Source organism: uncultured Campylobacter sp. (assembly GCF_938015785.1).
GTDB lineage: Bacteria > Campylobacterota > Campylobacteria > Campylobacterales > Campylobacteraceae > Campylobacter_B.
In genome coordinates, this window is record NZ_CALLWC010000022.1 from 1 (window position 1) to 9,304 (window position 9,304).

The 9,304-nt window shown below is 39.0% G+C and carries 9 protein-coding genes; all 9 read right to left on the reverse strand.

Features of this window, described 5'->3' with window-relative positions; all coding sequences use genetic code 11:
• Window positions 1-662, reverse strand: a 662-nt coding sequence (locus tag Q0393_RS02780; protein WP_298977737.1) for a hypothetical protein, incomplete at its 3' end; no start/stop codon positions are given.
• A gap of 97 nt (window positions 663-759) precedes the next feature.
• Entirely contained in the window at window positions 760-978 is a 219-nt protein-coding gene (locus tag Q0393_RS02785; RefSeq protein ID WP_298977740.1) for a hypothetical protein, read from the reverse strand.
• Between the two features lie 106 nt (window positions 979-1,084).
• Entirely contained in the window at window positions 1,085-1,573 is a 489-nt protein-coding gene (locus Q0393_RS02790; RefSeq protein ID WP_298977743.1) for a hypothetical protein, read from the reverse strand.
• A 484-nt stretch (window positions 1,574-2,057) separates the two neighbouring features.
• Window positions 2,058-2,180 (reverse strand): hypothetical protein, encoded by a 123-nt coding sequence (locus Q0393_RS02795; protein ID WP_295099236.1) that lies wholly within the window; start codon window positions 2,178-2,180, stop codon window positions 2,058-2,060.
• 511 nt (window positions 2,181-2,691) lie between these two features.
• Window positions 2,692-4,002, reverse strand: coding sequence for a sugar transferase (locus Q0393_RS02800; RefSeq protein WP_298977746.1), 1,311 nt, complete (start codon window positions 4,000-4,002; stop codon window positions 2,692-2,694).
• Between the two features lies 1 nt (window position 4,003).
• Entirely contained in the window at window positions 4,004-5,371 is a 1,368-nt protein-coding gene (locus tag Q0393_RS02805) for a mannose-1-phosphate guanylyltransferase/mannose-6-phosphate isomerase (RefSeq protein WP_298977748.1), read from the reverse strand.
• A complete protein-coding gene (locus Q0393_RS02810; RefSeq protein WP_298977750.1) occupies window positions 5,364-6,488 on the reverse strand; it encodes a glycosyltransferase family 4 protein in 1,125 nt (374 codons plus the stop codon). The genes Q0393_RS02805 and Q0393_RS02810 overlap by 8 nt, the downstream gene beginning before the upstream one ends.
• Complete coding sequence (locus tag Q0393_RS02815) at window positions 6,485-7,543, reverse strand: glycosyltransferase family 1 protein (protein ID WP_298977752.1); 1,059 nt, start codon at window positions 7,541-7,543, stop codon at window positions 6,485-6,487. Before Q0393_RS02815 ends, Q0393_RS02810 begins: the two co-directional genes overlap by 4 nt.
• Window positions 7,544-7,641: 98 nt before the next feature.
• A complete protein-coding gene (locus Q0393_RS02820) occupies window positions 7,642-8,766 on the reverse strand; it encodes a glycosyltransferase (RefSeq protein ID WP_298977754.1) in 1,125 nt (374 codons plus the stop codon).
• Between the last annotated feature and the right edge of the window lie 538 nt (window positions 8,767-9,304).

A 9,304-nucleotide genomic window follows, 5' to 3' on the forward strand; every position in this document is an offset into this window, starting at 1 on the left:
TCTTGCTTATGAATTATATAAACCATATGAAATTTATCTTTAAGAATATCTAAACTAGACCTTCCTTTGCATATGAGTTCTCCATAATCAAATATAAAAGCAGGAAATAATGTAAAATCTTTCAAATTTCCGCCTAAAATCAAATGAAAAATAAGTTTAAACAAACAATTTAAAAGTAAATAAATGACATAATAGGCGATAAGATAATGAACCATTTTTACTAATGCAACCATAAAAAATATAAGTAGATTAAAAACAATAATTCCAATTAGCGATGATGGTGTAAGCAGTCTAAAAGTCCTTATGATAGGTTCTAAATCAACTAAATTTTTAACCCTTTTAACTTCGCCATTTATGATAAATTCGATTGTTTTATTTGTAAATTTAGTTTCGCATTTGTTTTTGATGATATAATAATAAAATGTAGCGACGATATGCAAAACGCCAAGCCCAAAAAAAGCCCATAGAAAAATATTGCTAACATTGGCAATCCCCATATAATCAGCATAAACCAATAAAACAAGCACCGTTCCGCAATGAGAAAAAAAGAATAAATTTGAAAGAAAAAACTCATAGGGGTTTTTTATAACTATTGGATATTTATCATAATCTCTTTGTTGCTTGTTTTGATTGCTTGTTGTATTGGTATTATATTCTTGCACTATAATCCTTTGTAAATTTGAGATTAGCAACTATAGCATCATAAGCTTTATCTAGCTCAATTTTAGCAACACTTTCTCTACTCATGTTTTTTCATTTTTAGGTTGAAAATTTCTTTTTCACCAAATTTAAATCTATATGTTTCTTATCAGAAAAATATTTTTGTAAATCTAAATAATCTTGCTTATGAATTATATAAACCATATGAAATTTTCCATTATATGGTCGCATATCAATTGTAGCTAATCTCCACAAGCGACCACCAATATATTTCGGATAATCAAAAATAATAGCTGGATACAACGAAAAACCTTTCAATTCTCCGCCTAAAATCAAATGAAAAATAAGTTTAAATAAAAAATTTAAAAGAAACCAAAGTATATAATAGACCATTATTATAAAAACATACAGCAATGATTTTTCACTAATTGAAATTAAAATAATCAAAAAAAAAGAGAAACAAATGAAAATATACTCCAAGAGAATACGAAAGCTTAAAATTTCTTGTAACAGGCCCTAAATCTATCAAATTTTTAACCCTTTTAACTTCCCCATTTATGATAAATTCTATCGTTTTATTTGTAAATTTGGTTTCGCATTTATTTTTGATAATGTAGTAATAAAAGGCCCAAATAATATGTAAAATTACAAACACAAAAGGAAAATATAATAAAATTTTAATTTCTTTTTTGTGTATATTGTCCGTGTAATCAATACAGGCAGTTGATAAAATCACAAACGCTCCTATAAAACAAAATAAATCCAAATTTTTAAGAAAGAATTCATAAGGATTTTTTATAACAATCGGTTCTTTATCGTAGTCTCTTTTATTGAAATCGTTTAAATTTGCGTTTTCATTTGAGTTTAAATCCCGTTTTTTAACATTTTTATTCCAGTTTTCAAAATTTTCCAAATTCTATCCTTCCGTTTTCTCTGCTTTTCTCGTCATTGTGGGTGAACTTTGCAAGCGAGCAATCTGCCGACAGCGAATGTTATAAAATCTCAGTCCTCTTCTCACCTTTGATTTGATTTCTTTTACGAATTCTATATCCACCTTACTTAAGCAGTTATAAATTCCTTAGCCTCTTATACGCCGCTAAAATTTCTAGCATCTATAATCTATATATTCCCCGTGAGTCTTTAGCCGCTTCACTTACTCCAAGCCCATTCGTAGATCAGCTCATTGATAAGAGCAACCTTAGAGCCTTGCTTTACGGTATTAGAATTCTCATCTATCGTTATCTCTTTTATAGTTTAGATCGATGCTTTTGATATTATTATCCGCAAGCGAGTCCAACTCTCCTTCGTCGGTAATGCCGTTAGAATTCGTACCTTTCCAAATTTTAAGCTTATTAAATATCTCGTCCTTTTCATCTATTACGTTGTCGCCATTTAGATCATAGGCCCTTTAAAGCTTCATAGCCGTTGGTCGCTTTTTTATCGGTATATCCGTAAACGGTATTTAAAATAGTATGATTTCCAAATAGCTCATTTCCATTATCTATTTTACCGGACACCATCCCCCTATCCCTCAAACAGATCAAAATTTTATCTGCAAACTGCCTAAATTTTAAAACTCAGCTTTTTGCAATGGGCGATTTAGAATTTTAGAAAAAGCGGGGGGCGGAAGCGAGGATAAAATTTATCCGCGTTGTGCAAATTTTACGTAGCAGCATTCGCGCAAAAGCGGAAAGCAAAAGTAAAATTTAACGGATAGCGCCTTCTTTGTGTGCTTAAGCAATACGATTTGCGCTAATAATTTTCCCGCGATACTACACAATCTTGGTCGTCCGCATTAAACCATCACCATTTTTGCGTAGTCTTATTTTACGCAAGCATGCGATGAAATTTCAAAATTTCAAATTTTGCGCCGCGAATTACTAGCTATTGCCGCGCGATTATATTATTATGTATATGTATTTTAATTGTGGCAAAATTTAACCCGAGTGATTCTAATATTTTGGTCAAAGCGCCGTATTAAATTTAAAATTTATCTCAAAAAAGAACCTGACTTAAGGATTCAATAACCGATCAGCTTGCCCCTTCACGTGCTAAAACGACTTTGAAGGTTTTTAAAATAATTACGATATCGTTCCATATTGACCAGTTTTTCATATACCACGTATCCATGCCGGCCCTGGTCGCAAAATCCACATCGCTGCGCCCGCTCACCTGCCAAAGCCCCGTAATGCCCGGCTTGACGGCCAGGATTAGATCTGCGTATTCGCCCATATCTTTGCGCTCGTATTGCGCGCACGGGCGAGGGCCTACGATGCTCATTTCACCCTTTAGGACGTTGATCAGCTGCGGAAGCTCATCTAGCGAGCTTCTGCGCAAAAAATCGCCCAGCTTCGTAATGCGCGGATCGTGCTCGTATTTGTGATATTTTTCAAAATACTCCGCCTCTTGCGGATTTTGCTTTAGATACTGAGCTAAAATTTCGTCCCCGTTCTCTTTCATCGAGCGAAATTTCAGGCATCCAAACGGCTTGCCGCCAAATCCCATTCTTTGATGCGAAAAAAATATGCGTCCCTCCGGTTCTTTTAGCTTCATCATCAGCGCGATTACGCCGAAAATCGGCACCAGTAAAGGAAGCGCCAAAATGATAAGTGCCAAATCAAGCCCGCGTTTAAGCGCTAAATTTAGAGGACTTTTCAGAGAATTTCGTATCGCAAAGAGGCTTGTGCGCGAGGCAAAGACGCTGTAAATATAGGTCTGCGTGAAGTCGTACGAACGCAGCACCGGGGTAAATAAAATTTCTTTATTTTCCCTGATGTTGCTCTCGATGAGCTCGTTTAAAGCGCTCGCTTCGAGCCTGCTTCCGCCGATAAATAGTACGTCGTAATCCCTGCCTAGCGCTCTTACATACCCAAGATATGTGCTTCCTAAAACAGCGCTTTCAAACTCCTCGCCCTCACCTAAAATTTTCGCCCTCTTCTGCCATAGGCCAAATTTAAAAAGCCTCTTTTTCGTTACGAGCTTAAAAAGCGGCAAAACCACCGCCATAAAGGCGAAGCTCAAAATAAAGCTGGCACGCGAAAATTCGTAATTAACTTTGATTAAAGCAAGCAGCGCCAGGCTTAGCAAAAGCCCCAAGAAGCAGCTTTTTACTAAAATTCTACTCTCGTGCCAAAAATCATACCGCCTCGAATAGATCCCCTGATAGAAAAACAAAAATATCATTATGACGTAGGACGGCGCAAAGCCTTGATACCTGCCGACGTCCAGCAGCACGCTATCGCCGTAGAGCAAATTTTTAAGCACCACGGCAAGCCCGAAGCAAAGCCAGATGCCGAAAATATCGACCGCCAAGATTATCAAAATGCATAATTGCTTTTTCATCCTAGCTCCTATTAAAATCGTCTTGCAGGCGCACGATATCATCCTCACCAGTATAGCTGCCGACTTGAGCCTCGATTAGCACGACTGGGATTTTGCCTTCGTTTGCGAGGCGGTGGACCTCGCCCATCCTAATGAATGTCGATTCATTCTCGCGTAACAAGAAATTTCGCTCGCCCACAGTCACGGTCGCAGTGCCGCTAACGACGATCCAGTGCTCGTTGCGATGGTAGTGCTTCTGCAGCGATAGCCGCTTGCCGGGCTTAACGACGATGCGCTTGATCTTGTAGCCGCGCTCATCTTCGAGCACCGTGTAGCTGCCCCACGGGCGGTGCGTCGTTACGTGCACGCGCGCCAGATCGCTATCCTTCAGCCGCTCTACCACCTGCTTTACCTTTTGGGTAGAGCCTTTTTTGCATACGAGCAGGGCGTCCTTGGTATCGACGATAGCAAGATCCTCGACGTCTATGGCGGCTATCGTGCGACCCGACGAGCCGATGATGAGATTGTTTTTAGAATTTAGAGTGATATTTTGCTCGCCAGCGGTGTTGCCGTTCGCGTCTTTAGGCAGTTCGGCGTCTAAACTATCGAAGCTTCCCAGATCGCTCCAGCCGATATCTGCGGGCACGACTTTAGCAAGACTCGTGCGCTCCATAACCGCGTAGTCGATGCTATCTGCGGGGATCTCTTGCATATCGCCTAGTTTAATTCTAATCGGATTTTCCGCGTTAGAATTTTCATGCGCACGGACGCAGACTTCGTAAATTTCAGGGCTGTGCGCCTTTAGTTCGTCTAAAAATACGCCCGCTTTAAACATAAACATGCCGCTGTTCCAGTAAAAATTCCCCGCCGCTATGTAGCTTTGCGCTGCCGCAAGCTCAGGCTTTTCGTGAAATTTCAACACGTCCTCGCCGCTTGCTTCGATATAGCCGTAGCCCGTATTTGCATCCGCGGGCTTGATGCCGAACGTTACCAAAAACCCCTGTTTCGCAAGCTCGCGTGCGCACAAGACGCTGTTTTTATACGCCGCCTCATCTCTAATTAGATGATCGCTCGGCGTTACGAAAACGACCTCCTCGGCCTTTAAGCTCAAACACGCAAGCGCGATCGCAGGAGCCGTGTTTCTGCCGACGGGTTCGAGTAAAAATTTTACGCCGCGCGCGCCTAAAACCTCAAGCTGATCGAGCGCCAAAAAATACTGCTGCTCGTTCGAGACGACGAGCGTGCGCTCGCATAGCGGGGAGTTTCGCTCATAGCTCATCATAAAAAGCGAGCGATCGCTGAAGAGGCGCACGAACTGCTTCGGCATAAGCGTGCGGCTGATGGGCCACAGCCTCGTGCCGCTGCCGCCGCTTAGGATTATATTAGTCATTTTGGCCGTCCTTAAATTCCTCATATTTTTTCTCGACGTAGCTTTTGATCTCGGCCTCAAAGCGCGCGCGCGAAAATTTTAAAGAATTTTCTCTGATTTTTGTAGGCTCAAATTTATCATAATTTTGCTCAAATTTAGCTACGGCGGCGAGCAGCTCCTTTACGTTTTGCTCCATAAAATACAGCCCGCTCTCGCCGTCAAGCACCGTCTCGCGGGCGCCGCCGCGCCCAAAGCAGATCACCGGCGTTCCGCATGCCTGCGCTTCCACCGGCGTAATGCCGAAATCCTCTTCGGCGGCAAAAACAAACGCCTTAGCCCGCCCCATGAGATCCGCCATCATTTTGTCATCGGCAAAGCCCAAAAGCTCGACATTTTTACCCGCTTTTGATTTTATTTTCGCCATATCGGGCCCGTCGCCGATGACTAGCAGCTTTTTATCCGCCTGCGAAAACGCCTCTACGATAAGATCGATCTTTTTATACGGCACCATACGCGAGGCGGTGAGGTAGAACTCCTCTTTGGCTTCGCGCAGCGTAAATTTATCCACGTCTACGGGCGGATAGATGACGTCGCTGGGCTTGCCGTAGGTTTTTTTGATACGACGCGCGATGTAGCGGCTATTTGCGATGTAGTGATCCACACGGTTTGCAGTGCTCGCGTCCCAAAGCCTAATTTTATGTAAAAAATACTTCGCCAGCATGCCCTTTAGACCGCGATCCAGACCACTTTCGCGCAAGTACTGATGATACAGATCCCACGCGTAACGGATCGGCGTGTGCACATAAGCGATGTGGAGTTGATTTGAGTGCGTCAGCACCCCCTTTGCGACCGCATGCGAGCTGGATAGCACGACGTCGTAGCCGCTTAGATCAAACTGCTCGATCGCAAGCGGAAATAGCGGCAGGTAGTTGCGGTATTTGTCCTTTGCGAATGGCAGCTTCTGAATAAAGCTCGTATGGACGCGCTTGCCTTTTAAAATTTTATCTCGGTCGGTACCCTTTAAAAAGTCAATGAGACTGTAAATTTCAAAATCATCCCAGATATTGGTAAAACTCTCGACGCATTTCTCCGCGCCCGCATAGGTGCTGAACCAATCGTGGATAAGGGCTTTTTTCATCTCAAACTCTCCATTATTTCGATAATCTGTTTTGCCGAGCGTTCCCAGCCGAATCTTTTTATATTCTCAAGGCCTTTAATACGAAGTTCGTTTTGTAAATTTTTATCGTTTAAAACAGTTTGAATTTTATTTCTCATATCTTCTATGTCATTCGGATCAAAATAAACAACGCTATCGCCGCAAACTTCAGGCAAACTCGCAGCATTTGAGCAAACGACCGGACAACTGCACGCTTGCGCCTCAAGCGGCGGAATACCAAAACCCTCGTATATCGATGGAAATACGAATAATTTCGCCAAATTATAAATAGCGGCGATATCCGCGTCTTTAACATAGCCCGTAAAAAATATGCGATCACTTAGATTTTTTGTACGAATAATCTCAGAAATAACGCTATCGCCCGTTATGAAGCCGTCCTTTTTGCCCACTATAACCAAATTGAGATTCGTCTTTTCTAATGCAAATAATAAATTCTTTAAATTCTTATGAGGTTTGACATTTCCCACAAATAGAACGAAATCATTAGGAAGGCTATAATACTTTGCCGCCGCTTCTGAGGCATTTGAATCGCAATGGCGATTAAAGCGCCTCTCATCTATTGCGTTTGGCACAACGAAAATATTTTTACCAGTTTTAGTGTATTTTAATATCTCACTCCGCGAAAAATTTGAAACACTAAGAACTATATCGCTTCTGCTTAGTGCTTGATTTAAAATAGTTTTTGCATATATTTTCTGCATAAAATTTAGCGTATCGTAGAAGGCTAAATGGAATACGTCGTGGATAGTAACCACTCTAAATTTTGCTCTTATCGGCAGGATTGGGATATTGTAATGGGGAGACCAAAAAATATCACATTCAGGAATTGTTAAAGGCAGCTCGAGCTGCTCCTTTATAGAATAAATTTTAGATTTACATTCTAAAATTTTAACGCTTTTGCTCCACGCATAGTCCCGTATCTCGGCTTTACTACCAAGCAGAATAACCTCAAATTTTTCCACCAAAAAAGGCAGTAGTGATTTGACATATGTACCTATACCGGATGCTTTATGCATACGAAAATCAATTACTAACTTTTTATACTGCATTTATTACTTTCGTTTCGCCCCATTATTAAAATTTAAAAATATTCCAAACGAAATTATATCTAATTTTAAATGATATGTCGTATCTTTTCTCTCCAATCATTATCCTTGGCAAAATTTAAAATTTCAGTCTTGTCGCTTTTACTTAAATCTAGAGATTTTTTTATATATTTTACAAAGTCCTCTTTTGAACTTGCCAATAAAGCAGGACTGTTAAGCCGCTCCAACTCTCGCCATTTAGTTGCTACCGTATGAAGTCCAGCCGCAGAATACTCATATAGTTTTAGAGGGCTTATAGAATGAACCAAATCCATATCCAGTCTAAACGGGATTATACCGACATCTGAAAATTGTAAAAAAGAGGCAATCAAATCATTATCGACCTTGCCGTAAAACGTAATATTTTCTCTAGATCGTATTTGATCAAAATTGTCGGGTTTAAATTTTATAGCTCCAATTACTAAAAAATGCACATCTTTTAGCTCTTCGGCGATATAATCTAATAGACCGAAGTCAAACCAGCTTTCTATAGCGCCCACATAAACAGCAACCTGTTTTGTAATTGTGTAAAAAAAATCCGGTTTATCGTATTTTTTTTGAAATTTATTAAAATCAACTCCGTTTGGCAGATAGAGGCAATTTTTATTAAATTTTTCTATATAGTTTTTAAGGTTCGATGACGTATATATCACTTTATCTGCTCTTTTTATTAGATGCTCCTCTGCCTTGATAGCTGCAGGCCCTACGCCAAAGCCGCTAAGATTATCGGTAACCCTAACAATCAGCTTCTTATATTTTATGATGTTTATTAAAGGCAGAAATACGAAATTATCTATCACTAAAATATCTACATTTAAGAAATCATAATTTTTAAGCATAATTTTAAAATTCGGTAAGGTAAAAATATGCCATATTTTTATAATCCAATAAAATTGGGACGGCAGCTTTTTAAACGGCGGAATAAGTGCAAATGGGGTATATATAAAATAGTTTTCATAAATTTCATACACGCCTTTTTTTGACTGAGCCAACCTAATAGCTTCGTTGGTTTTATTATGAAAGGGGGAAACGGGCGGCGCAACAAATAAAACTTTGTTTCCATCCTTTGCCAATAATTCACTATAATAATTACAACCTACCTTAAATGGAGATCCATAATAAGAATTTCCGCACCATAGTATTTTTTTAGACATTTTTCATCCTACTGCGATATAAGCTTTTACTTTTTAAGTTTAAACACGGTTTCTCTACAAAAAACCAGCTGATTATAGCGCAACATATAGACAAAATAGCGACATATACTACATAAATGCTGCCCCCCCCACTACCTATTTGGACAAAAATATTTACAAAAAACATATGGTATATGTAAATACCATATGTAAAATCATTTCCTCGCAAAAATTTATCGAGACCTTCGAAACTGAAAGCAAAAGAAAAAACCAAAAATGAGAATATAAAATAATTTACAAATATATCTAAAAAAATATTATTAAAATAATGGAAGCAAATTCTACCGATAACATAAGTAGCAAAATATATAAAGAATTTATTCTTTATATATTTATGAAATAAATCAAAATAGATATAAAAATAAAAGCCAATTAAAAATACAAATAAATATGGCGCCAGAGATACATTAATAAGTTTATTGATAAATAAATTTCTATCGCTACTAGAATTATATATAAAAAATATTATTGAGATCAGAAAAATGCAAAGCAATATTTT

Bases quoted from the DNA above. Each gene is read 5' to 3' on its own strand.
- Q0393_RS02795 (WP_295099236.1), bottom strand. From the start codon at position 2,180: ATGGTGTCCGGTAAAATAGATAATGGAAATGAGCTATTTGGAAATCAT.
- Q0393_RS02800 (WP_298977746.1), bottom strand. From the start codon at position 4,002: ATGAAAAAGCAATTATGCATTTTGATAATCTTGGCGGTCGATATTTTC.
- Q0393_RS02805 (WP_298977748.1), bottom strand. From the start codon at position 5,371: ATGACTAATATAATCCTAAGCGGCGGCAGCGGCACGAGGCTGTGGCCC.
- Q0393_RS02810 (WP_298977750.1), bottom strand. From the start codon at position 6,488: ATGAAAAAAGCCCTTATCCACGATTGGTTCAGCACCTATGCGGGCGCG.
- Q0393_RS02815 (WP_298977752.1), bottom strand. From the start codon at position 7,543: ATGCATAAAGCATCCGGTATAGGTACATATGTCAAATCACTACTGCCT.
- Q0393_RS02820 (WP_298977754.1), bottom strand. From the start codon at position 8,766: ATGTCTAAAAAAATACTATGGTGCGGAAATTCTTATTATGGATCTCCA.